Source organism: Paenibacillus yanchengensis (assembly GCF_042684845.1).
GTDB classification, from domain to species: domain Bacteria; phylum Bacillota; class Bacilli; order Paenibacillales; family Paenibacillaceae; genus Pristimantibacillus; species Pristimantibacillus yanchengensis.
This window is the reverse complement of record NZ_JBHUMH010000064.1, coordinates 198,294-218,647: the sequence shown is the minus strand read 5'-3', so window position 1 is coordinate 218,647 and position 20,354 is coordinate 198,294. Positions and strand designations below refer to the sequence as shown.

Genomic DNA, 20,354 nt, shown 5'->3' with positions numbered 1-20,354 from the left:
TGAGCAGTTGATATTGACAAATCGCAGTAATGTCGGACGAGTCCGGCACGTGAATGAAGATAATGCGTGGACAGAAAAGTGGAGTGATACTGTAGCACTTGCTATAGTTGCTGACGGTATGGGAGGGCATCTTGCTGGCGATGTGGCAAGTCAACTGGCTGTCCAAGCGTTCAGCAAGATAATGCAAGAAAGTATTCATCATCCATCAATAACTGTTGATGAAGGTAAAATGTTAATGAGACAAGCGATTACTGAAGCGAATCGGCAAATTTACCAACTAGCTAGCAGCGATGAACGCTATTATCAGATGGGAACGACCATCGTAGCTGCAATAGTTTGTAATAACGAAATTATTATCGGTCATGTTGGAGATAGTCGCGCTTATTTATTTTCTAAAGAGACGATTACATCGCTTACAAGTGATCATACGTTGGTGAATGAATTAGTGAAAAGCGGTCAATTGACGGAAGAAGAGGCTGCCGTTCATAAACGACGTAACATACTTTCGCGAGCGGTAGGTACGGATGAATTTGTGGAGATAGATATACAATCATTTCCATGGTCAACCAATGACATATTGTTATTATGTAGTGATGGATTGACTAATATGGTTAGTGAAGCAGAAATGCAACAAACGATTGCTGCTCATCATTTATCGCTGGATGAAAAAGCGAATGAGTTCATTCGGTTAGCACTAACTGCTGGAGGAGACGACAATATTACTGTCGCACTGATAGAAAATTCTCTTGATGGACAACGAGAGGAGCGAGCGAAATGATTGGACATGAACTAGGTGGACGATATGAAATTATTTCGCGTATAGGCGGCGGTGGAATGGCGTTAGTGTATAAAGCTAACGACATTTTGCTTAATCGCAAAGTAGCAGTTAAAATATTACGTCAACAATTTGTCCACGATGAAGAGTTTATCACACGCTTTCGCCGCGAGGCGCAGTCCGCTGCTGCTTTGTCGCATCCTAACGTTGTTAGTATTTATGATGTTGGAGAAGAAGAAGATACTCATTATATCGTGATGGAATATATTGAAGGACGTAATTTAAATGAAATTATTAAAGAATATGCTCCACTACAGGTCGAGGAAGCTGTGGATATAGCTATCCAGATTGGAGATGCGTTAGATCACGCCCATTCTAATCATATTATTCATCGTGATATTAAACCTCATAATATTTTAGTCGGTAACAATGGGCGCGTGAAAGTTACCGATTTTGGGATTGCACGAGCGGTAACGTCTTCCACGATAACACAAACTGGTAGCGTTATAGGATCTGTCCATTATTTTTCGCCAGAGCATGCCAAAGGGATTAGTACAGGTGAAAAATCTGACTTATATTCTTTAGGGATTGTACTTTATCAAATGTTAACTGCACAGCTGCCTTTTTTGGGAGAAAGCCCAATAAGTGTAGCGCTGAAGCATTTGCAAGAAGATTTTGCAGACCCACGCACTATTAATGCTACTATTCCGCAAAGTGTCGAAAACATTATTATAAAAGCAATGCGCAAAAATCCCGATCAGCGCTATGCGACAGCTACAGAAATGATTGCAGATTTGGCAACTTGTTTGTCACCACAAAGAAGAAACGAACCTAAAATATCATTTATGGATGACGAGGATGCAGAGACAATCGTGATGCCAGTCGTTGGCAAAGATATTAAGGTGGAATCTAGACAATATAGAGGTGAGGAGCAACAATTGGATCATACCTCTCCTACTGGCTATACTTCTACAGATACGCACATGACCGCAACGAAAAAGGTAAGCCCAAAAGAGAAATGGAAGAAGCCGCTTATTATTGTCGGTGTTACTTTGGTGTTACTAGCAATATTGGTTGCTTTGTTTTATTGGGTATTGAATAAAATATCTATTCCAGATGTAGAAGTTCCCTATGTTATTAATAAGGAGCTAGGAGAAGCAGAAAAATTGCTGGAAGAAGCGAAGCTGCGCATCGAATATCCTGTCATTTCGGAATTTAGTACAGAGGTACCTAAAGGATTTGTTATTAATCAATCGAAAAAAGAAGTACGGGTAAAAGAAGGATCATTAATTCAATTAACGGTAAGTGATGGACCAGAATTAGAAGGTATGATCGATGTAGTAGGGAAACCATACGATGTAGCATTGGCTAGTTTGGAACAAATCGGTATTTTAGAAAAGCAAATTACTGCTAAACTCGTCTATAGTGACGATGAAGCAAAAGATACTGTTTTGGAACAATCTATCCGTGGTGGAGAAAATATCGATCCATTGCAAGTGCAACTAGTTTTAACAGTAAGTAATGGCCCTAAACCGGTAGATATGCCAGATTTGGTAGGGATGACCTTGCAGCAAGCACGTAATGCTATTAAAGCAGTAGGGTTAGTGTTGGACGAAAAAGATATTTTGTATGAAGCTAGTTATTTTGTAGAAAAAGATATTGTCTTAAGTCAAGATAATTATCAAAGTAACGAAAAAGTAGTACCTGGCTCTAACGTTGTTATACGGGTAAGTAAAGGAATACCTGCTGAAGCAAGATCGTATCGTTTCGAAATTAAAATTTCTCCGGCAAAAGCTGATCAGCAAAGTGAAGTGAAAATTTCCTATTCAGATGCGCGCGGGGAAGATGTTGATACGATATCTCGGACTATTAATAGTACAGAAACTATACCGGTAACCGTCGTATTGGCGCCTGATTCTGTCGCTAGAGTATCTATAACAAGAGATAGACAGCTTATTGATATAAGACAAATTAGTTATGACGAAGCGGCTAGAGGAAATGGTTCAGAAATTGTAACTATTCCAGGCGCAGAGCTTCCTCCAGAGCCTTCTGCTGAAGTTCCGCCACCTATTGAAGAAGAAGAGCCACCTGTTGTTGATGAGGTACAAGCAAGTGTGGAAGACGATACGAATACAGAGCAGGATGGCGATGGTTATGAGTGAAACAAGCGCTACAATGAAACGTAATCAGCATTTTGGAACGATTGTCAAAGCGTTAAGTGGCTATTACTACGTCCAGCCGGATCAGCCATTAGTAGATATTGGATATGATATGAAGTCAGTGCAATGCAGAGCGAGAGGTGTTTTTAAAAAAAGAGGGTTAACGCCTTTAGTTGGTGACAAAGTACAGTTTAGTTTAACGGAAAATGGCGAGGGGACAGTCGATGAACTGTTGCCTCGCTCCTCTCAATTAATAAGACCACCTGTTGCTAATATTGATTTAGTGGTGCTCGTTTTTTCGGTCATCGAACCATCTCTTAACACACAGTTGCTTGATAAATTTCTCGTTCATATTGAACATGCGGAAATAAAGCCTATTCTATGTTTAAGCAAGGAAGATTTGCAACAACAAGAAGGGGCGCAAGCGAATGAAGCTAAAGAGGCAATAGCTACTATTCATCAGATATATAGTAAACTTGGATATGAAATTTATGATACAAGTGCTACTGAACAGACAGGTGTTGCTGAGCTGAAGGAAAGACTCCAAGGTCATATCGCTGTATTTGCTGGTCAATCTGGTGTAGGGAAATCGTCTTTGTTGAATCAATTAGTTCCAGGACTGAATCTAGAAACTAGCGCCATCAGCCAGCGGCTAGGGCGTGGTAAACATACGACAAGACATGTAGAGCTTATTGATATTGACGGAGGTTGGGTAGCTGATACGCCAGGATTTAGCCAACTGGATTTTGCGCAACTCGGTGTGGAAGATTTGAGCTATTGTTTTGTAGAAATGCGTGAACGAGCAGGCGATTGCAAGTTTCGTGGGTGTACTCATGTGCAAGAACCAGGCTGCGCAGTTATTGCCGGAGTGCAAGCGGGTAGCATAGCGATGGAACGTTACGAGCATTATAAAATATTTTTGCAAGAAATGAATGACAGCAAGAGGAGGTATTAACAGTTATGTCTATACTAATAGCACCGTCTATTTTGTCTGCTGATTTTTCTATATTAGGAGAAGAAGTAAAGAACATAGAGCGGGCTGGAGCTGACTGGATTCATATAGATGTGATGGATGGTAATTTTGTACCCAACTTAACGTTTGGTGCTCCTGTTATTCGAGCGATCAGAAAAGTAACGACGTTACCATTCGACGTACATCTGATGATAGAAAAGCCAGAGTTATCGATAGATCAGTACATAGAAGCTGGAGCTGATCGCATTACCATTCATGCAGAATCGACGGTTCACTTGCACAGGACTGTCCATTATGTGAAAGAAAAAGGAATACCTGTTGGCGTTGCACTTAATCCTGCTACACCGGTTGCTAGTTTGGAGCCGATTATCCATGATCTTGATCTTGTATTAATTATGACCGTAAATCCTGGATTCGGTGGGCAACAATTTATTCCTTATTCGGTAGACAAGTTGCAGCAAGTACAGCAATTGAAAAAAAGTAAACAACTACACCAGCTGAAAATACAAGTGGATGGCGGCATTAATGCCGAGACAGCACCGCTCGTAAAAGAAGCGGGAGCCGATGTATTAGTAGCGGGTAATGCTATATTTGGGGCAGAAGATTTAGAGTATTCCATTAACGTACTTCGTTAGGAGGGAAAAAATGGACGAATATGAACGCTCACCGTTGAAGAATGGATTTTTGATTACACTGCATTCACTATTGGCTGCTGTACTACTATCGTTATTTGCCTATACGCCACAATTTCATAAATACATCTTTTCTTTATTAGCTCTGTATATTGGGATTCGTTTTTTTAAACATTTCGAAAAATTATCACATCGTATTATCTTTATTGTTCTAGCAATTATCTTATATTTCTTGTGTGCCTTTGTGTACGCAATATTTTTAACAGCTAAAGCACATCCAGAATTGTTCCCCGTTAACTAAATAGAAGCCTATTTGTTTCCTTGTTCGCTTGTCTTAAGGAATAGTACAAGTTACTGACGCATAATATGAAAACATAAGTAGATGACGAAATGTTAGTGATGACACTATTCGAAGAGCGTGTACGAGGAGGGAAGAGGCATGAAATTTTATACGATCAGATTGCCTAAATTTTTAGGCGGGTTTGTTAAAGCGATTTTAAATACGTTCCAGAAAAATTAATTTTTGCTGCCCACTTGTTGCGATCTTTGAGCATATATATTGCAGTTTAAGTGCTGGAACAATGCTGCATATGGGACTTTTTCTTGCTGTTGTTCGTTAGATTTGGATATTGGAATTGAAGTTCCATATGTAGATGGAAAGCTCATCTTATTTTATTGTAATAAAAAAGCACCTGGTCACAGGTGCTTTTGTTAGTGGCATATGGCGATTACACGCGAACAATCTTACCAGATTTCAATGCACGAGCACTGACATAAACACGTTTAGGTTTGCCATCAACAAGAATGCGAACCTTTTGCACGTTTACGCCCCATGAGCGGCGGGATTTGTTGTTGGCATGAGTAACATTGTTGCCAGAACCAGGTGATTTACCTGTAATATAACATTTGCGGGACATGACTACACCTCCTTAAACTACTGCAATAACTATGCAATGTACAATACCGACGCAAAATAAAACACACTTGAATATAGTACCATACATTTGAAAGATCAGCAACTTTTTCTTAATAAAGTATCTCTGGTGACGATTTGCTTTACAGACTTCAATATTTGGCAGCTTTATAGTACAATGGTTATTAGTCCATACACAATGAAGCAAGGGAGTGTTAATATGACCGTCAGACTTGACTCAGAACTTGGTGCGATCTATGTGTCTGATCAAATTATTACAGCAATTGCAGGCTCGGCTGCAATGAGTTGCTATGGGCTTGTTGGTATGGCTTCGCGCAAACAATTTAAAGATGGTTTAGCAGAGCTGCTTGGCAGAGACAACTGGTCGCGTGGTGTCGTTATTCGCCGAGAAAACGATGAGTTACATATCGATCTACACATTGTTGTCAGTTATGGTACAAAAATTTCGGAAGTAGCGCATAACATACAGACGAAAGTTAAATATGAATTATTAGCAGTAGCCGGTTTGAAAGTGGACCAAATTGATATTTATATCCAGAATGTTATGGTATCCAGGTAGTGGAAGGGGATTTTTCATTGGGTAAGCGTTCTATAAATGGAATGGATTTTGCAGCTATGGCATTATCCGGCGCACAATATTTAAAACGAAATGCGGAGTATGTTAATAAGTTGAACGTATTCCCGGTGCCGGATGGTGATACTGGCACCAATATGAATTTGACGATGGATTCTGGTGTAAGAGAGCTACGTGAAAAACTGACGTCTCACTTAGGTAAATCAGCAGAAGCGTTGTCAAAAGGGCTATTGATGGGAGCGCGTGGAAATTCAGGCGTTATTTTGTCACAATTATTTAGAGGGTTTTCTCGCTCGATAGCAGCGCACGAGCAGATCGATGCAACTGTATTTGCGCTGGCGCTCCAACATGGTGTAGATATGGCGTACAAAGCTGTAGTAAAGCCGGTAGAAGGTACGATTCTTACAGTAGCTAAGGAAGCAGCTCGCCATGCAGCTCAATATGCTCGACGTCATACAGATATGATTGATATGATGCGCGAAGTACATCAACGTGCCAATGAAGCATTGCAGAGAACACCGGATCAACTGCCAGTATTAAAACAGGTAGGTGTCGTAGATTCTGGTGGGCAAGGACTCGTATTTATATATGAAGGGTTTTTGCAAAGTTTGCTTGATTCTGAAATGGGTAGCAACTATTCGGATTCGTTATTTGCAACTTCCGAAGCAGCACCACCGGAAGAAGTAGCTGTTCCGACGACACCAGTTTCTAATAAATCGCCATTAATGGACAATTTGGCTGCGCAGGCAAAACTGTCAACTGCCGATATTGTATTTCCTTATGATATGGAGTTTTTTATTAATCGTAAATATGCTGAAAAAACAGCACCTATATTTAATGAAGTTGCTTACAAAAGAGAATTGGGGAAAGATGGAGACTCCATACTCGTAATCGTAGATCATGATATTATTAAAGTTCATGTTCATACGCGCAAGCCAGGAAATGTATTGAATTTGTCGCTTCCTTATGGCGAACTAGATGATATTCAAATATTAAACATGCGTGAGCAGCATCGAGATTTGGTGCAAGAAGATGTAAGCTATGAACCTGCTGATCTAGCAGCAGTTGCCTTACTTGCTGGACAAGCGCCAGAAGACATCTCGTCTCCTAGTCAAGTATACGAGCAAGCGGCTTATGGCATCATTGCTGTAGCGATGGGTGAAGGAACAGCAGAACTGTTCCGCTCTAGTGACGTAGATATTGTCTTGTCTGGTGGACAAACAATGAATCCAAGTACGGAAGATTTTGTTAAAGCGATTGATTCGTTATCTGCTGAACACATCATTTTATTGCCGAACAATAGTAATATTATTTTGGCAGCGGAGCAAGCAGCGTCTCTTAGCGAACGCAACGTAACAGTCATTCCAACTCGTACCGTAATGCAAGGATTAGCTGCAGTACTCGCTTTTAAAGAAGAGGAATTGATCGAGAGCAATCAGCAATGGATGATTAGTGCAGCTGCTCATATCAAATCGGGGCAAGTTACTACTGCGATTAGAGATACTATTATTGATGAACTAACGATCAAATCGGGAGATTATATTGGGATAAGTGAAAAAGATATTGTAGCTGCTGATGCTAATTTACTTGTTGCTTGTCAACAGTTACTTGCGATACTGATGGAAGATGATGGAGACTTATTAACTATTTTAATCGGAAAAGATGCAGATTCACAAATTACTGCTCAACTCGTTGACTGGCTCTCAGAACAATATGAAGAGCTCGAAATAGATGTACAACAAGGTGGCCAGCCGCTATATCCATATTTATTTGGCTTAGAGTAAGACATAACACATGATAATATGGAAAAATATGTTGGAGGTGTTAGTCAATGAGTAAAGTGAGAATTGTAGTGGATAGTACAGCGGACATGCCGTTAGAAGAAAGAGAACAGTTTGGCATCACGATGATTCCATTGAAAATTCACTTTGGTGAAGATACTTTGCTTGACGCGGTGACGATGAGTACGGAGCAGTTTTATGAACGATTAATTCAGTCTCCTGTATTACCAACAACATCGCAACCTTCGCCAATTGAGTTCACACAAGTATATGAACAGATTCTAAAAGAAGATCCGGGTGCAGCAATTATATCTATTCATCTGGCAGCTGTTTTAAGTGGTACATATCAGTCGGCTACTATTGCGCAATCTATGTTGGAAGACGAAGCGGATATTACCGTAATTGATTCCAAGTCTGCATCGTACGGTATTGGCTTACAGGTGATACGTGCTGCTGAGATGGCCCGAGATGGTCATAGTAAAGAAGATATATTAGCAGAGATACAAAGATTGCAGGATGGTTTACAACTATATTTTTTAGTCGATACGTTAGAGTATTTGCAAAAAGGTGGACGGATTGGAAAAGCAGCTGCATTATTCGGCTCCTTGTTGAACATTAAACCAATTTTGACATTGGATGAATCGGGTCAAGTAATGCCAAAAGAAAAAGTTCGAGGTTCCAAAAAAGCAATGGCTCGTATAGTGGAGTTACTTAAAGAAGAGTTTGGTTCTGATAGTGTACATTTGATATTAGCTTTCACAAAGAACAAAGAAGCTGCCGTTATGGAGCTTGGTGAACGAATGAAACAAGAACTGAACGTAAAAAAAATAAGCTATACAACGGTCGGTGCTGTTATAGGTACACATACTGGACCTGGTACGTCTGCTGTCTTTATGTATAGGGTGTGAAGCGTAAGATGATAGCAATTAGCGAACTTGCTGTAAGGCAAGTCAAAGGCGTGACAGCTCCTAAAGAAAGTGAGCTGCACGCCTTTGGTATATTTACTGTTGAAGATTTACTATTGTATTTTCCATTTCGCTATGAAGATTATCGAGTGAAGGAACTTGCAGAATCAGAAGATGGACAAAAGACAACGATTATAGCGGTAGTACGCGGTATGCCGATACTTCAAAGGTATGGGCGTAATAAGTCAAGGCTGACCTGTAAAGTAGAGAGTGGCGGTATATTGCTCACTGCTGTGTGGTTTAATCGTCACTATGTAAAGGAGCAGCTTACTCCTGGGAAAGAAATAATGATTACAGGAAAATGGGAGCAATCACGATTGCAATTAACTGTTGCGGAACATGAATGGATTAGTGGCTCTGCTGCTCGTGCACATGATAACTTTACTACAGGTAGTGAAGAGCATATTGTACGAGGTGGAAAGACAGATACGCTACAGCCTGTTTACTCGGTAGGCGGCTCACTTACGCAAAGTTGGATGCGAAAAACGATTAGTCAAGCATTAAAACAATATGCTGCTGCCATTGAAGAAATATTGCCACCTCCATTAGTGAGTAAACATCAATTAATGGATAGGAAGACAGCTATTTCCTTAATGCACTTGCCAGAAGACGTCAATGCTGGGCTTCAAGCAAGAAAAAGAATGGTCTATGAAGAATTATTTTTATTTCAGCTCAAAATACAAGCTTTTCGCATCATTCATGTAAAGCGTAGCACCGGAATTGCGATGGCAATAGATAGTCAGTCGATTCGTGATTTTGCGGCTACTTTACCATTTGAACTAACGGCAGCACAGAAAAAAGTTGTGAATGAACTGCTGATCGATATGCGGCGCAACAGTCCAATGAATCGATTGTTACAAGGAGATGTTGGATCGGGTAAAACGGTCGTAGCAGCTATTGCTTTGTATGGTGCTTATGTTGCTGGTTATCAAGGAGCATTAATGGTTCCGACCGAAATATTGGCAGAGCAGCATTTAAAATCTTTGAAAAAGCTCTATGCAGGAACAGACATTGTCGTTGAGCTATTGACAGGTAGTATGACAGAGCGAAATAAACGTGATATTGTTGCTGGTTTACAGATGGGATTGATTCATATTGTTGTTGGTACACATGCGCTTATTCAAGAAACTGTCGGATTTAAAAATCTTGGATTAGTTGTTACGGATGAGCAGCATCGATTTGGCGTTAATCAGCGTAGTGTCCTGCGTAAGAAAGGGATTAACCCGGATGTCTTGACGATGACGGCAACGCCGATCCCTCGTACACTAGCGATCACCGCCTTCGGTGATATGGATGTATCTACGTTAAAAGAAATGCCTTACGGGCGTAAACCAATTAAAACATATTGGGTGAAGCATGATGCTTTTGATCGAGTCATCGCTTTTATACAAAAAGCGGTAAATGGTGGGAGACAAGCTTATATGATTTGCCCATTAATTGAAGAATCCGAAAAATTAGAAGTGCAAAATGCGATTGATATGCATATCCAGCTGCAGCAGGCATTACCTGACGTAACGATTGGTTTATTGCATGGCAGACTGACGGCAGCAGAAAAAGATCAAGTGATGTCTTCATTCAGCAGTAACTTGTTGCAAGTAGTTGTCGCTACTACGGTTGTCGAAGTCGGTGTTGATGTTCCCAATGCTACGGTTATGGCGATTATGGATGCCGAGCGCTTTGGATTGTCGCAATTACATCAATTGCGAGGTCGGGTTGGTCGTGGGTCTCATCAGTCTCATTGTATTTTAATTGCGGATCCAAAGTCAGAAACAGGTCGAATGCGGATGAAGGTGATGACGGAGACTACCGATGGCTTTGAAGTGGCTCGAAAAGACTTGGAGTTACGCGGACCAGGTGAGTTTTTTGGGACAAAACAAAGTGGATTGCCAGAGTTTCGTCTAGCTGATCTTGTTAGTGATTACCAATTATTAGAAGAGGCTCGTGACGACGCTACTCAGTTAACAGCCAGTGAGCAGTTTTGGAACGATAATCAGTATACTGCTTTACAATTATATTTAAAAAAAGATGAGAAGTTTCAAGGAGAACAATTTGATTAGGCAATATTTACCTCCATGCCGCATATAGTAAAGATAGTCTGCTGTGAATAAGCAGCTTTATTATTAGTAAATCGTTAGAAATGGAATGCAGCATGGAGGTGGCTTCAATGAGTTATCAAAATTATGGGGTGAGCCCTGAGCTAGTTGCTCGTGTGAAACGAAAAATGAAAAATCCGCTGTACAAAGACAAAATGAAAAAGTTGCTTGATGGTGTAACGAAAGCAGATTTGCAAAATCGAGCAAAAGTAAGGCGGCTTGTTAAACAAAGCGCTGCAATTGTATCTGAAAAATTGACAGATCATGAAGAACAACAAATGGTTGCCTTTGTATTAGCGCAAAAAATCGATCCTAATAACACGATCCACTTGCTTAAATTATGGAGTATGTTTCGTTAGAAACGCAACTGTTCCACTGTTTTATAACGTTCGATAAAATGAACGCTATCTAATCGAGCATTACCTACTTCTGGAGTAACAGCATATACTTCCATTTGATCGGCAGCATATGGTTGCAATAACGGCAACAGCAGCTCCGGCTGCTGGATGCTGCGGTCTAGCCAAGTAGCAGTCGCTTGCTTATCTAGTAATACTGGCATACGGTGGTGTACCGGAGCTACTACATCGTTAGCTTCTGTTGTAATAATCGAACAACTGCTTATTTTTTCATTGTCAGGAGAAATCCATGTATCGTAGATGGCTGCCATATTAAATAGATGGTGATTTTTTGGAATAAAGCGCATCGGTTGTTTACCAGTCGAAGTTGTTTTCCATTCATAAAAACCATCGGCAGGAATAATACACCGTTTACGTACAAATGAAGTTTTAAACGCTGGTTTTTCTGTAATAGATTCCGCACGTGCATTGATCATCTGATGAGCCATTTGTTTGTTTTTTGCCCAGTTGGGAATAAAACCCCATTGCAGCAAACCGAGTCGATTTGCTTGTCCATCATGGATGACGGCTGGTATTTGTTGCGTTGGTGCTATATTATAACGTGGTTCATAAGCTGGTAAGATGATTGTCGACAGTTCATAATACAGCATTAAATCTTCCAAAGATACGGTTAACGTATATCTTCCACACATCGTAATTTCTCCTTTCTTTGTTCTCTATTATAACATGGTTTGCTTATTCATTTTGTAAGGTGACTACGATAAGTTCTGGTCGATTGAATAAGCGAAGAGGGACAACACTATTACCAAGTCCTCTGCTAACAATCATAGTCGTTTCATCTACGGTGTGACTTCCACTAGTATACTTCGGAAAAAAACCTTGACCCGGAGCAATTAGTCCGCCGACAAAAGGAATTCTAAACTGTCCGCCATGCGCATGACCAGAAAATACTAAGTCAATCTTATGATCTACATATACATCAAAAAGTTCGGGTCTATGGGACAAAAGGATAGTGAATGCTTGCTGCTTATTTGCAGAGAGTTTATTTAGTCTCTCTTCTAGATTTAAAGGATTATTATTTTCTAAATTGCTGCCTCCACTAAAAGCGGGATCAGATAAGCCGATGAGTTCGATAACATCACCGTTTTTTTCAATTTGCATTTCGTTATCATCCATCATCATTACGCCTGCTACTTCTAATTTGTTCTTTAATTCAGGAAGTATTCCTTCTCTTGACTCATGATTACCTGTGACATAATAAACCGGAGCAAGTTTCATCGCACCTTCAATAAATTGCATAGCTATCGCGATATTAGTGCTTCTACTATCGACGAGATCTCCTGTAACTACGATCATATCGGGATTCTTTTTCTTTATTTTCTTCAGTAATGTTGATTGATTTTTGCCAAATGATTTGTTATGTAAATCAGATACTTGAACAATAGTATAGCCATCAAAACTTTCCTCAATTTTCGGATTACTATAGTTGATCACGGTCGTAACGATGCCATTATTTTGCCAAAAAACAAATAACGCTAATAACATTAAAACTATTAATACTATACCAACTATACGCATCATATTAAATTTCCGTCCTCGCTGTTTAAAATTGACTTGCATTTGTGTCATAAAGCAGCTACCTCCAATATTTACTGTCTCACTTAAATTATAGTACATAAAATTGTTTTTTTCTGTGTAGTATAAATGGATGTGCATAATTAACCATTAAAAGTATTTATATACATATTTTAATGTCACTCTTACTTACTTAAAATACCCGCCTATTTTTTCCAACAACAAAAAACCAGTTAATAGTATAAATCATTAACTGGTTTTGCAGGAAGGATACAGTTAAGGAGTAATGCCCTTAAAGTAATTTTCATTGAATATAATACTAGGATGATGGGGATTCAGTTGTATTGCTTGTTGGTGATGCTCTAGCGCCTGCTTGCGGTTTCCTATACGATCGTAACAAAGTGTTAGCTGCAAATGAGGCATCCACGTCCAAGAAGCGTAGTCAATTGGACTGAGTTGTTGTTTTGGAATAGTTAACGTTGTCGCTAAATTAAACCAATAGATAGCTTTTAACCATTGCTGCTTTTCTACAAACATATTGCCAAATTGGCAACAGAATTCAGCACGTGGAGTATCATACGTTAGCGTACGAAGTAGTGCTTCCATTTGTTTTTCTCGATCTTTCAGACGTCCATGGCATTCTGCTAATTTCATACAAGCGTTAATTTCGTCTTCAACCCAGCCTAATTTGGTAGCTAAAAACTGCTCATATTCCGCAATAGCTTCTTCATAACGACCATTGTCACGTAGTTCATTGGCGAAATAGTATAGATCACGTGGGGAGAAGGTATGGTTTTCTTTTCGTTTTGTTAAATATATTTGTAAATTACGATCGGTATACTGCTTTTCTTTGTGATGAGTAACAGCAATGTCACTATGGTGTATGTTACCACCAACTTCTAAATACTCATGGACAAAGCCAATCCAGCGGAAATTGTTTTCCCGTTTTACTAGACGATTTCGTCTTAAACTGTAGGTTGGTTTACCATCTTGATCAAATGATAAGTGATAGTTCATTGTAACGCTATCGTAAGTAAATGGTTCCACTTTTTTGAGGGAAATCAGTTTTTCTAGATCACTTTTTTGCAATACATCGTCAGCGTCTAACCATAGTATATAATCTTTTGTTGCTTGTCCGAAGCTGAAATTACGAGCGGCAGCAAAATCATTAATCCATGTAAAATTATATATTTTGGCATGAAAAGAAGCGGCAATTTCTTTTGTGTTATCCGTTGATCCAGTATCAACGATAATGATTTCATCGACAGCATCTTGGACAGAGGCAAGGCAACGCGCTAAGCTATCTTCTTCATTTTTCACAATCATACATAAACTGATCGTAAACATAGGATGGTTCATCCTTTCCGGAGCTAATGTCATCACAGAGCTAATGCTATACCATATGTAGCAGCTATCAAAAAGGTGACGCATGACAAATTGCAATTTATTTGATATGATGAGTCTGTTAGTTATTTTGGTTTAACTCTGGGGAGCTGGTAATACCGGCTGAGAGGAGATGAGTACATCTCGACCCATGACCTGATCCGGATAATGCCGGCGTAGGAAGCATATTTGGGCATTTTGTTTATAGCAGTGGGAGACTAGTACGTTAGTCGTTGTTATGGATGAAGTGTAGCAGTGGTTATTCGCTGACAAATCGCGTTCTTCCGGATCAGGAGGAACGTTTTTTTTCGTTCACAGACACATAAATAGAAAAGGGATGGAGTGGAGTAGTTAATATGACTCACAAAAAGAGAAGTTGGAGAAACAGTTATATTGTATTGTTATTAGTAAGTATTTTGGTAGTAGCTGGCTGCGGAAGTGGGAAGAATAATGAGGCTGGTACAGAAAATGAAGTTACGGACAATCCTACTGAATTACAAAAGGTACAGCTAGTGCTAGACTATACGCCGAATACGAATCATACGGGATTGTATGTCGCACGAGATAATGGTTATTTTGCAGAACAAGGACTAGAAGTAGAAATTATTGCACCAGGTGAGAGTGGAGCAAGTGCTGTTGTGGCGGCAGGAACTGTTCCGTTTGGAATAGGGTATCAAGAGGCGGTAACACAAGCTCGTATTGCTGGTTTGCCACTTGTATCGTTAGCAGCAATTATTCAACATAATACATCTGGATTTGCTTCTCCCAAAGAAAAGGGGATTGATTCTCCAAAGAAATTTGAAGGAATGCGCTATGGTGGTTGGGGAGACCCGGTTGATCAGGCTGTTATTGAAGCGTTAATGAAAGCTGAACAAGCTGATTTTAGCAAAGTAGATTTACTAAGTATTGGTGATGGAGACTTTTTTGCAGCGGTTAAGCGAGATATTGACTTTGCATGGATCTTTTATGCGTGGACAGGTATAGAGGCGGAATTACGTGGGGTTGATTTGAATATGATTTATTTGACGGATTACACAGATAAATTAGATTACTATACTCCGCTTGTAATGACAAACGAAAAAATGATTGCAGAGCAGCCAGAGACAGTAAAAGCGTTTGTAGCAGCGGTAGCCAAAGGTTATCAGTATGCGATCGATCAGCCGACAGAAGCAGCAGAAGTGTTAATAAAAGCTGTACCAGAGCTTGATGCTGAGTTAGTGCGAGCGAGTCAAGCGTGGTTAAGCCCGCGTTATCAAGATGATGCTCCGCGTTGGGGAGAGCAAAAACTATCTGTATGGGAAAATTATGCAGAGTGGATGCTGGATAGTGGATTGTTGGACAGCTCATTAGAAGCAGAAAAAGCATTTACCAATGACTTTTTACCAGCAGCAAAATAAATGATTTAGATACATGATGTGAAAAAAATAATAAGTAGATAGGAGGAGCTGGCGGTAGAATGATTGTTCATTCTGTTGCTAGCAGCTACGATTGATGAACAATAAATCGCATTTACGTCATCTTTGGTTTAAAATATGGCCGCCAGCTACTGCGATGATACTGCTGCTTGCCTTGTGGCAAGCAGCAGTATCGTTTGGCTGGGTGTATGATTGGATAGTTCCTGCACCATTAGCAGTAGTGCAGGAGACCATTCATAATTGGGACTTAATTCAACAACACGCATCGGCTACATTGCAGCTAACGCTACTAGGATTTTCGTTTGGTGCAGGTGCTGGATTTGTTATAGCAATCTTGCTGCATCTGAGCCCACTACTACGTTCGGCTATGTATCCGTTACTTATATTATCGCAAAACATTCCAGTCATCGTTATTGCTCCGCTTCTTACGATGTTACTAGGATTTGGATTATTGCCAAAAGTATTATTACTAACGCTTGTTTGTTTTTTCCCAGTAGTTATTGCGATGTTAAACGGGCTGGCTAATACAGATCGAACGTTGCTTCATTACATGGAGATGATTGGCAGTTCCAAGTGGCAGCTGTTTTGGCGTTTGGAGCTACCATATTCGATTGTTCATTTATTTTCTGGATTGAAAATAGCTGTAACCTACAGCGTGTTAAGTGCCGTTGTTGCAGAATGGCTAGCTCCCAAAAAAGGGCTGGGTAGTTTTTTGTTAATTTCATCCCGTAATTTTAAGCCAGAACGAGTGTTTGCAGCAGTTATTATTATTATTATGATTAGTTTGTTGCTATTTGGTACTATTGCTTTGGCAGAACGATATTTTGTAAGGTGGCGTCCGCAGAACGGGAGGGAAAATACATAATGTTGCGTGTCGAACAATTGTCGAAATCGTTTGGTGGAAAGAAAAAGCACGATCCACGAAAACAAGTACTCCAGCAATTAGACTTGCATGTACAAGATGGTGAGTTTGTCGCTTTAATTGGCCCATCAGGTAGCGGTAAAACAACACTGTTTCAAATGATTGGTGGTCTACAGCTTCCTGATACTGGTCATATCTATATCGATGGTCAAAAAGTAACAGGTGAACGGGGGCATATTGCTTACATGCCGCAACAAGCAGCATTGCTCCCATGGCTCACGATAACCGGTAATATCGAATTGTCGCTCTCGATTGCTAAAGTGAACCCGCAGCAATCTAAACAGCTAGCCAGAGAATGGCTAGAGCGAATTGGGCTGGATAGTTATGCAACCGCATATCCTCATATGTTGTCGGGTGGTATGCAGCAACGAGTTTCATTTTTACGTGCTTTGTTAACTCCACAGAAGTTGATGTTATTAGATGAACCGTTTGGTGCACTAGATGCACTTACTCGATTAGAAATGCAGCAATGGCTGCTCTCGATCTGGGAGACCAATCGTCGCTCTGTTTTGTTGGTTACGCATAGTATTGATGAAGCGTTGTTACTGGCAGACCGCATTATCGTTTTATCTAATGCCCCGGCAACCGTATTAGAAGAAATTATAGTACCATTTGCTCGTCCACGAACGAAAGAACTGTGGACAGCGCCTGAGTTCAACCGATTGAAAGATTGGATTTATCAATTGCTGCATCATAAAGAAAAGGAGCTGGTAGCAATTGATTAAACAGTCATTTTCGTTTATTGATGCTCATATTCATTTGGACTTATACGAAGCGGACGAACGAGATAGATTAATACAAGAGGCACAGGCAGGAGATGTAGCAGCTGTTGTAGCTGTGTCTATGAATCTTGCCTCTTGCGAGACTACATCTGCGCTTGCGAAGCAGTATTCTACTTTTATTATGCCGGCTTACGGTTATCATCCGGAACAGCCGCTCCCGTCTTTGCAGGAGCAACAGCAATTACTCGATTGGATGACGAAACGACATGTGGCGGCAGAACGATTTGCGATAGGCGAAGTAGGGTTACCGTATTATACAAGACAAGAAGCAGCTGCTGCTGGAGAACCGTTTGATGAACAGCTTTATATCGATTTACTAGAGAAGTTTGTGAAGCTTGCCAGTGAGTGGCAACGACCGATTGTATTGCATGCCGTATATGAAGATGCTGCAAAAGCATTGCAATTACTGCAACAATATAATGTAAAGCATGCTCACTTTCATTGGTTCAAAGGGGATGAGCAGACGATCTCCGAAATGATTGCCGCTGGTTATTACGTTTCAATTACTCCAGATGTTCGCTATGAAGAGGAAATACAACAACTGGTGAAGCGATATCCGCTAGAGCTATTGATGGTGGAAACAGACGGTCCGTGGCCTTTTGAGCAAATTTATGCCGGTACACAAACAGTTCCAAGTATGGTTGTCGATGTTGTACAGCAAATTGCTAATTTGAAAAAGTTAGATGTACAAGAGGCGGCAAATCAACTACTAAAAAATACGAAGCAATTTTATAATATGTAATCTACATTCGCTGAATAATGAAACTGCTGTCTCCCGTTACAATAGGAGACAGCAGTTTTTTAATAGCATGTTATTTATACTTGTTTATCTTTGCGACTAATAAGAATCGTTAAACTAACTAAGGTGACGAAAATAGTTGCTCCCATATCGGATAAAATTGCAATCCATAACGTCAGCCAACCAGGAATAGTAAGTAACAGTGCAATTGCTTTTAGTCCGATAGAGACAGTGATATTAAACGCAATAATGCGGTTTACTCGCTTCGCTACAGCAATGGCATCAGGTAGTTTACCTAAGTGATCCTGCATTAGGACGATATCAGCTGTTTCGATAGCACTATCTGTTCCTTTGCCCATTGCAATTCCTAATTGTGCAGTTGCCAAAGCTGGCGCATCATTGATACCATCACCAACCATAGCAACAGTACCTTCACTAGCTAATTGCTTCACTTTGGTCACTTTATCTTCAGGAAGTAAGCTGCTAAACCATTTCGTTAAACCGACTGTTTTAGCTACTTTTTGGGCAGATGCTTCATGATCTCCCGTTAACATGACCGTGTTTTTTACCCCTAATTTTTTCAAAGCTGCAACAATCGTATGACTTTCTTCTCTTATTTCATCGGCAATACCGAACATACCAAGAATGTTGTTTGTGTCAGCAACAATAACTAACGTTAATCCATCAGCTTTCCACTCATTAATTAGTCGTACAATGTCATTCGGAAAGGAGAGGTGAGTAATATTTTGTTCATTACCGAGCCAGTAATTCGTTCCTTCAATGACAGCTGTTAATCCTTTACCTGCTATCGCTTTTGTTTCATCTAATGATGGTAGCTCGATATGTTGTTCTTTGACTACTTTCATAATAGCTTTAGCTAGCGGATGGGAAGAAGAATTTTCCATTGCTCCTGCAACAGCTAAGAAGCGTTCATCAAAGCTTTCCATACGTACGACATGCGGTTTACCTTTTGTAAGTGTACCTGTTTTATCGAAGGCGATTGTATCAATTTTTCCTAATTGCTCCAAGTGTACGCCACCTTTAATCAAAATACCAGCTCTCGCTGTACGAGTGATGCCGGATACAATAGCTATAGGTGATGATAAAATAAGAGCACAAGGACAACCAACAATTAAAACAGATAACCCTTGATATAACCATAGCTGCCAATCTCCTTGAAATAGTAGGGGAGGGACAACTGTTACTAAAATAGCCAATATTAAAATAAATGGTGTGTAATATTTTGCGAATCGATTAATAAATAGTTCGGTAGGTGTTTTCGTTTCTTGTGCTTCTTGTACTAAATGTAAAATTTTTGCTAAAGAAGAATCTTCATATGCTTTTTCGATTTGGACAATTAATTGCCCATCTAAGTTAATGCTACCACCAAATACGCGAGTATCCGTTATTTTGTCAACGGGCATCGATTCCCCGCTAATAGCTGCTTCGTTCACTGAGCTACTACCTGAAAGGACAATACCATCGGAAGGAATCTTTTCGCCTGGTTTAATAATGACGGTATCGCCAACTTTAAGTTCAGAAATAGCAACGATCATTTCTTGCCCATTGATTAGTTTGGTTGCTTGACTTGGCGCTGTTTCTAGTAAAGCTTCCATCGATCTACGTGCTTTTTCCATCCCATAGCCCTCAAGTAATTCATTTAAGCCGAATAGAATAGCAACTAGTGCTGCTTCTTTCCACTCGCCGATACCGGCAGCACCAATTAAAGCGATTGTCATAAGTGTATCAATATTAAATTTGAATTTGGAAAGCTGGATAAGACCACGTATAAAAGTAGTATAGCCACTCAAAACAATAGCTGCCAAGTAAAGTGCGATTGCTGCTAATGGAGGAAGTGACGAATCCAGTAATAATGCTACGATATAAATAGCAGCTCCACCAATAACTTTCATTAGCATGGAACGCTGAGAATCATGTGCATGGTCATGACCATCATCTCCAGTATGACTATGAGTATGATGGTTTCCATCGTGATGGTGTGCTTGAGCAGCAACTGCGGCGCCATTAGCAGATGATGAAACTAATGTACGGGAGATATAGGCCCCATCTGTTTTTAAAATTCGTTTTACTTCATCAAGAGAAACTTCTTCCGAGATTGTTAACTTGCCAGAATTATAACTTAGTGTCGCATCATTGCCATGGTCTAGTTTTTTTAATTTGTCTTCTAATTCTTGCGCACAACCAGCGCAAGATAGTCCTTTAATTCTATATTGATTCATATATATCATTCCTTTACAACAACATATGAGTACTTATTCATATGATATGCCAGTTA

20 protein-coding genes and 1 riboswitch are annotated in these 20,354 nt (G+C 40.0%); of the genes, 15 read left to right on the top strand and 5 right to left on the bottom strand.

Features of this window, described 5'->3' with window-relative positions; all coding sequences use genetic code 11:
- The first annotated feature begins 7 nt into the window (after positions 1 to 7).
- The 6 genes from ACFSTH_RS20925 to spoVM all read left to right on the top strand — a co-directional run bounded on the left by ACFSTH_RS20925 (position 8) and on the right by spoVM (position 5,059).
- Positions 8 to 778 (top strand): Stp1/IreP family PP2C-type Ser/Thr phosphatase, encoded by a 771-nt coding sequence (locus ACFSTH_RS20925; RefSeq protein ID WP_377773529.1) that lies wholly within the window; start codon positions 8 to 10, stop codon positions 776 to 778.
- Entirely contained in the window at positions 775 to 2,937 is a 2,163-nt protein-coding gene (gene pknB / locus ACFSTH_RS20920; RefSeq protein WP_377773527.1) for a Stk1 family PASTA domain-containing Ser/Thr kinase, read from the top strand. The genes ACFSTH_RS20925 and pknB overlap by 4 nt, the downstream gene beginning before the upstream one ends.
- On the top strand, positions 2,930 to 3,889 hold the full coding sequence (rsgA, locus tag ACFSTH_RS20915) for a ribosome small subunit-dependent GTPase A (RefSeq protein WP_377773525.1): 960 nt from the start codon (positions 2,930 to 2,932) through the stop codon (positions 3,887 to 3,889). Before pknB ends, rsgA begins: the two co-directional genes overlap by 8 nt.
- 5 nt (positions 3,890 to 3,894) lie before the next feature.
- Positions 3,895 to 4,542 (top strand): ribulose-phosphate 3-epimerase, encoded by a 648-nt coding sequence (gene rpe / locus ACFSTH_RS20910; protein WP_377773523.1) that lies wholly within the window; start codon positions 3,895 to 3,897, stop codon positions 4,540 to 4,542.
- Positions 4,543 to 4,552: 10 nt separating this feature from the next.
- The gene (locus ACFSTH_RS20905; protein WP_377773521.1) at positions 4,553 to 4,840 is read left to right on the top strand and encodes a hypothetical protein; all 288 of its coding nucleotides are present in this window, start codon (positions 4,553 to 4,555) and stop codon (positions 4,838 to 4,840) included.
- A 138-nt stretch (positions 4,841 to 4,978) separates the two neighbouring features.
- Positions 4,979 to 5,059: a stage V sporulation protein SpoVM gene (spoVM, locus tag ACFSTH_RS20900; protein WP_331702365.1), complete on the top strand. Its 81-nt coding sequence runs from the start codon at positions 4,979 to 4,981 to the stop codon at positions 5,057 to 5,059.
- A gap of 208 nt (positions 5,060 to 5,267) precedes the next feature.
- Here the strand turns inward: spoVM and rpmB are convergent, their stop codons facing one another.
- Positions 5,268 to 5,456, bottom strand: coding sequence for a 50S ribosomal protein L28 (gene rpmB, locus ACFSTH_RS20895; RefSeq protein WP_377773519.1), 189 nt, complete (start codon positions 5,454 to 5,456; stop codon positions 5,268 to 5,270).
- Positions 5,457 to 5,672: 216 nt separating this feature from the next.
- Here rpmB and ACFSTH_RS20890 point away from each other — a divergent pair, with 216 nt between their 5' ends.
- From ACFSTH_RS20890 to ACFSTH_RS20870, 5 genes are all read left to right on the top strand, one after another.
- A complete protein-coding gene (locus ACFSTH_RS20890) occupies positions 5,673 to 6,032 on the top strand; it encodes an Asp23/Gls24 family envelope stress response protein (RefSeq protein WP_377773517.1) in 360 nt (119 codons plus the stop codon).
- A gap of 17 nt (positions 6,033 to 6,049) precedes the next feature.
- Positions 6,050 to 7,831: a DAK2 domain-containing protein gene (locus ACFSTH_RS20885; protein WP_377773515.1), complete on the top strand. Its 1,782-nt coding sequence runs from the start codon at positions 6,050 to 6,052 to the stop codon at positions 7,829 to 7,831.
- Positions 7,832 to 7,878: 47 nt separating this feature from the next.
- Positions 7,879 to 8,736 (top strand): DegV family protein, encoded by an 858-nt coding sequence (locus tag ACFSTH_RS20880; RefSeq protein WP_377773513.1) that lies wholly within the window; start codon positions 7,879 to 7,881, stop codon positions 8,734 to 8,736.
- 8 nt (positions 8,737 to 8,744) lie between these two features.
- Positions 8,745 to 10,850 carry an ATP-dependent DNA helicase RecG gene (recG, locus tag ACFSTH_RS20875; protein WP_377773511.1) on the top strand — a complete coding sequence of 702 codons (2,106 nt, stop codon included), beginning with the start codon at positions 8,745 to 8,747 and terminating at the stop codon, positions 10,848 to 10,850.
- Positions 10,851 to 10,957: 107 nt separating this feature from the next.
- A complete protein-coding gene (locus ACFSTH_RS20870; protein WP_377773509.1) occupies positions 10,958 to 11,245 on the top strand; it encodes a stage VI sporulation protein F in 288 nt (95 codons plus the stop codon).
- Here the strand turns inward: ACFSTH_RS20870 and ACFSTH_RS20865 are convergent.
- The 3 genes from ACFSTH_RS20865 to ACFSTH_RS20855 form a co-directional block, all read right to left on the bottom strand.
- Positions 11,242 to 11,934 (bottom strand): SOS response-associated peptidase, encoded by a 693-nt coding sequence (locus tag ACFSTH_RS20865; RefSeq protein WP_377773507.1) that lies wholly within the window; start codon positions 11,932 to 11,934, stop codon positions 11,242 to 11,244. The genes ACFSTH_RS20870 and ACFSTH_RS20865 overlap by 4 nt on opposite strands.
- Before the next feature lie 43 nt (positions 11,935 to 11,977).
- Positions 11,978 to 12,871, bottom strand: coding sequence for a metallophosphoesterase (locus tag ACFSTH_RS20860; RefSeq protein ID WP_377773505.1), 894 nt, complete (start codon positions 12,869 to 12,871; stop codon positions 11,978 to 11,980).
- 222 nt (positions 12,872 to 13,093) lie between these two features.
- Positions 13,094 to 14,164 (bottom strand): glycosyltransferase, encoded by a 1,071-nt coding sequence (locus ACFSTH_RS20855; RefSeq protein WP_377773503.1) that lies wholly within the window; start codon positions 14,162 to 14,164, stop codon positions 13,094 to 13,096.
- Positions 14,165 to 14,293: 129 nt separating this feature from the next.
- Positions 14,294 to 14,400, top strand: a riboswitch (TPP riboswitch).
- A gap of 156 nt (positions 14,401 to 14,556) precedes the next feature.
- Between ACFSTH_RS20855 and ACFSTH_RS20850 the strand changes: the two genes are divergently transcribed.
- The 4 genes from ACFSTH_RS20850 to ACFSTH_RS20835 all read left to right on the top strand — a co-directional run bounded on the left by ACFSTH_RS20850 (position 14,557) and on the right by ACFSTH_RS20835 (position 18,061).
- A complete protein-coding gene (locus tag ACFSTH_RS20850; RefSeq protein WP_377773501.1) occupies positions 14,557 to 15,597 on the top strand; it encodes an ABC transporter substrate-binding protein in 1,041 nt (346 codons plus the stop codon).
- A 94-nt stretch (positions 15,598 to 15,691) separates the two neighbouring features.
- Complete coding sequence (locus tag ACFSTH_RS20845; RefSeq protein WP_377773499.1) at positions 15,692 to 16,480, top strand: ABC transporter permease; 789 nt, start codon at positions 15,692 to 15,694, stop codon at positions 16,478 to 16,480.
- Positions 16,480 to 17,262, top strand: coding sequence for an ABC transporter ATP-binding protein (locus tag ACFSTH_RS20840; RefSeq protein ID WP_377773497.1), 783 nt, complete (start codon positions 16,480 to 16,482; stop codon positions 17,260 to 17,262). The genes ACFSTH_RS20845 and ACFSTH_RS20840 overlap by 1 nt, the downstream gene beginning before the upstream one ends.
- Positions 17,255 to 18,061, top strand: a complete 807-nt coding sequence (locus ACFSTH_RS20835; protein ID WP_377773496.1) for a TatD family hydrolase — start codon at positions 17,255 to 17,257, stop codon at positions 18,059 to 18,061. The genes ACFSTH_RS20840 and ACFSTH_RS20835 overlap by 8 nt, the downstream gene beginning before the upstream one ends.
- Before the next feature lie 74 nt (positions 18,062 to 18,135).
- On the opposite strand, the gene ACFSTH_RS20830 is transcribed toward ACFSTH_RS20835, so the two are convergent.
- Complete coding sequence (locus ACFSTH_RS20830; protein ID WP_377773495.1) at positions 18,136 to 20,298, bottom strand: heavy metal translocating P-type ATPase; 2,163 nt, start codon at positions 20,296 to 20,298, stop codon at positions 18,136 to 18,138.
- Positions 20,299 to 20,354: the final 56 nt, after the last annotated feature.